A 2,650-nucleotide genomic window follows, 5' to 3' on the forward strand; every position below is an offset into this window, starting at 1 on the left:
GAAAATTCTTATATTGAGCGTTTTAATCGAACCTACCGAACGGAAATTCTGGATATGTATGTTTTTAAAACGCTGAATGAAGTCCGGGATTTGACAGAAAACTGGATGAGGGAATACAACGAAGAAAGGCCACATGACTCACTAAATGATCTCACGCCTTGGGAGTATTTGGAAAGACACGACAGCAGGAAAAACTCTAACTTATCGTGCCATTAAAACTGGGATGGTTACAATGCCATCCGAGACTTTCCAACTCATCTCGTACTACTTCATCTCTAAGCGCATTTTGCCGAAACTTTTCAACCCAGAAATCATGATTCGTTTTGGGGATAGTTGCTTTCTTGCAGCCGGGATGTTGATGCTAAAAGCAACCATGAACAAAAATAACCGTTTTATATTTTTTCAGTACGATATCTGGAGAACCCGGTAGCTTTTTGTCATTCAGTCGATAACGAAAACCGTGTCCGAAGAGAAATTTCCTGACGACCAGCTCTATATCGGTCCCTTTGGATTTGACCGAAGCCATAATTTTGCTTCGCTGATCGTCAGTTTCTGATTTCATTAGTCGGTCTTCGTATCTCCAGATGAAATACCTTTCAAGTTGGCAAAGTTAATACCGACGCGGTTGGCAAAACTATAAGTATGATTAGCGATTCGTTGCGTGTAGTTTTCTTTTTGAGTGCATACATATCCAAGTAACTTTTCTTTGCCAGATATTGTTACCCTAGTATCATCTTCAGTATTGATTTGTTCTTTCGGAATATAGATTGTAAAAGGTCGTTGTTTCCATTCAATATTGATCAACTTATTATCGGTATCACGGATAAATGAGTGATAATCAGCATCTCCAGCTTGTAGTCCCTTGGTCAGAGAACGTTTCTGAGCTGATTCAATAAACATATAGTTATGGTTAATGTTATCCGGCCTTAAACAGTCACAGTGAGCAGTGATACATAAATAAAATTTATCCCCACTTTTGAAAATATCGCCAAAATGCAATCGGTCAGAACATTCTGGTTTCAGTCGTAATATAGAATATTTCTTATTCAGAAACGCCAAATCCTGTTCCAAATCTTTTCCTTGATTTTCCTCATGGCGAGATAAGGAATCATCTATATTGATTCTTTGTTTGTATTCATCGAGAACATCCAGCATTTCTGGTCGGAAACTATCCCAGTTTCCTGATAAAGCCGAACGCCAAAATTCTTTTAGAAAAGCCTCGAATTCCTGAGCACCGCCGGGATTTAAAGAGACTGAACGCTGATGCCAGAAGAAAGCATCATCTGTGACTTGATTCAGTTCTTTCCCCAAAGATTTGGCGTTATCCCGATAAAAATTCCGGTATTCCAGAGATAACAAAGACATAAAATTATTCGGTCGGTCATGGACGATTTCGGCAATTTTTCCGAATAACTCATCCGCATAAACGGCAGCCTCTTTCTGAACATCTTTCGATTTGTGCAAAATCATGACCACGGTTGAATCGACCAAAAGACAATGTATATTGTTCTGCGTTTCAAAAATATCCACATCAATCTTTTCAGGTAGAACAGTACTTAACTCTCCTTTCCCGGCAATGTTTAGCCCAAGTAGAAGTTCACACAGCTCTAGAGAAAAAAGTTCTTTCGACGCCGAATTAAGAGCTGGGAATAGTTGCCCTTTGAACTCCTTCTGCTTTTTCCCAATCGCTGTATTAATCTCTTTATGAAGTTGCTTCTGTCTAGATTTATATTTATAAGCATCAAATGCTTTATCAGAAAGGCCGATGAACCAATCTAGCTCTTCTCCTCCAAAATAATATTCCGCCCCCAACAACTCATCTACTTTCTCTGTAAAAGTATCCTTCAGCTCTTCAATATTACCTTGTTCTTCAGCCAGTGGATTACAGAAATAAGCAATCAATTTATCTTCAACATCGCTCAAACTACCGGCATTGGTATAGATACAGACGAAAGGTAAAGTATCGGTTTGAATTGCATCATGAAGAATTTCCAGTGCGGGTTCGTACTTCGGTGCTTCGGTAGATAATTCCCAATCCAGAATCAACAAATCTTTCGTCTTCAAATTTTTCTTCTGCTGAGCCCGCCAATATTCAATCCCTTGAAAACGACCGATATCCAGTGCACAGTTTTTGTTTTGAAATGCCCGATAGAGGTCACGAGTCGTACCTATGTCCGAATTTTCATGCGGTTCGGTAAAGGGTTCGACGAATTCATCATCAATACAATAAGCCGCATTAATCGTATTTGTTATAATTTCTTTTGCGACCTGAGAAAATTGCACCATTCTACATTCCTTCCAGTTCTTCAATGACGAAACAAGCCCCTTTCAACTCGTTATATTTTTTGTCATTGGATGCCGTAATTTGATAACCGATCGTATGAAGGTTCGTCCTAGCCAGATACAAACCGATTCCCTGTAGTGGTACGGTGAATTTGGCCACCTGATTAGAGGTGTTAAAATACACCTCATAGCATGACAGGTGAAACTATGACCAAGCGTACCAGACGCACTTTCAGTGCGGAATTCAAACTCGAAGCAGCGCAACTTGTTCTCGATCAAAACTACACCGTTGTTGAAGCTGCAAAAGCCATGGGTGTTGGTAAATCGACAATGGATAAGTGGGTAAGGCAGCTCAAGCAAGAAAAAA

At 39.7% G+C, this 2,650-nt stretch carries 5 protein-coding genes; 2 read left to right on the forward strand and 3 right to left on the reverse strand.

The features are described from left to right. The coding region (locus VR7878_RS20165) for an integrase core domain-containing protein (protein ID WP_139343999.1) at positions 1-216 on the forward strand (216 nt) is incomplete at its 5' end. A 145-nt stretch (positions 217-361) separates the two neighbouring features. Here VR7878_RS20165 and VR7878_RS21325 read toward each other — a convergent pair. Genes VR7878_RS21325 through VR7878_RS20995 form a run of 3 tightly spaced genes read right to left on the reverse strand, consistent with a single transcriptional unit; the run spans position 362 to position 2,467 of the window. Further along, on the reverse strand, positions 362-562 hold the full coding sequence (locus VR7878_RS21325; protein WP_077337758.1) for a PDDEXK family nuclease: 201 nt from the start codon (positions 560-562) through the stop codon (positions 362-364). Continuing rightward, entirely contained in the window at positions 562-2,286 is a 1,725-nt protein-coding gene (locus VR7878_RS20175; protein ID WP_077337759.1) for a response regulator receiver domain, read from the reverse strand. The genes VR7878_RS21325 and VR7878_RS20175 overlap by 1 nt, the downstream gene beginning before the upstream one ends. A 1-nt stretch (position 2,287) precedes the next feature. Beyond that, positions 2,288-2,467 carry a hypothetical protein gene (locus VR7878_RS20995; protein WP_139344181.1) on the reverse strand — a complete coding sequence of 60 codons (180 nt, stop codon included), beginning with the start codon at positions 2,465-2,467 and terminating at the stop codon, positions 2,288-2,290. A 23-nt stretch (positions 2,468-2,490) separates the two neighbouring features. Here VR7878_RS20995 and VR7878_RS20180 point away from each other — a divergent pair. Next, positions 2,491-2,650 (forward strand): transposase (locus VR7878_RS20180; RefSeq protein ID WP_077333472.1); only part of this gene is annotated, 160 nt, incomplete at its 3' end.

This window comes from Vibrio ruber DSM 16370 (assembly GCF_900163965.1).
Taxonomy (GTDB): Bacteria; Pseudomonadota; Gammaproteobacteria; order Enterobacterales; family Vibrionaceae; genus Vibrio; species Vibrio ruber.

Bases quoted from the DNA above. Each gene is read 5' to 3' on its own strand.
- VR7878_RS21325 (WP_077337758.1), bottom strand. From the start codon at position 562: ATGAAATCAGAAACTGACGATCAGCGAAGCAAAATTATGGCTTCGGTC.
- VR7878_RS20175 (WP_077337759.1), bottom strand. From the start codon at position 2,286: ATGGTGCAATTTTCTCAGGTCGCAAAAGAAATTATAACAAATACGATT.